Genomic DNA, 725 nt, shown 5'->3' with positions numbered 1-725 from the left:
GTGGATGGCGACATCACAGTGGTTGCAACTGCGACTGACAGCAACGGCAATGACCTGTCTGCCAACGACACTGAAAACCTTGATGCCCTTTCAAGTAACATCACTGTTGATTTAGTCATCGATGGCGATAATAACGGTGACATCACTGGTACTAGTCAGGATATTCCAGCAGGCGGCACGGTCACTCTGGTTATCACCGATATTGCGGGCACTGCAATTACCATCACAGATGTAGCCGTTAATGCAGATGGCACTTACTCTGTTGATAATGTTGACCTATCTACACTTGTGGATGGCGACATCACAGTGGTGGCAACTGCGACTGACAGCAACGGTAACGATTTATCGGCCAACGACACTGAAAATCTCGATGCTGTTGATGCTGAGCTAACAGTAGACTTAGTGATTGATGCATCGAACCAAGGCGATATCACTGGTACATCACAAGATATTCCAGCTGGCGGTACAGTCACTCTGGTTATCACCGATATTGCGGGCACAGCAATTACCATCACTGATGTGGCAGTAAACGCGGACGGTACTTACTCTGTCGATAATGTTGACCTATCTACACTTGTGGATGGCGACATCACAGTGGTGGCAACCGCGACTGATTCAAACGGTAACGACCTGTCTGCCAATGACACTGAAAACCTTGATGCTGTTGATGCTGAGCTAACAGTAGACTTAGTGATTGATGCATCGAACCAAGGCGATATCACTGG

At 47.7% G+C, this 725-nt stretch carries 1 pseudogene; it reads left to right on the top strand.

The features are described 5' to 3' along the window. Window positions 1–725, top strand: a pseudogene (locus tag AN944_RS21670) (hypothetical protein); the annotation flags it as partial.

Source organism: Shewanella sp. P1-14-1 (genome assembly GCF_001401775.1).
In the GTDB taxonomy this organism is placed as follows: domain Bacteria; phylum Pseudomonadota; class Gammaproteobacteria; order Enterobacterales; family Shewanellaceae; genus Shewanella; species Shewanella japonica.
The sequence above is the reverse complement of the archived record's forward strand: the minus strand, read 5'-3'. Positions and strand labels throughout refer to the sequence as shown.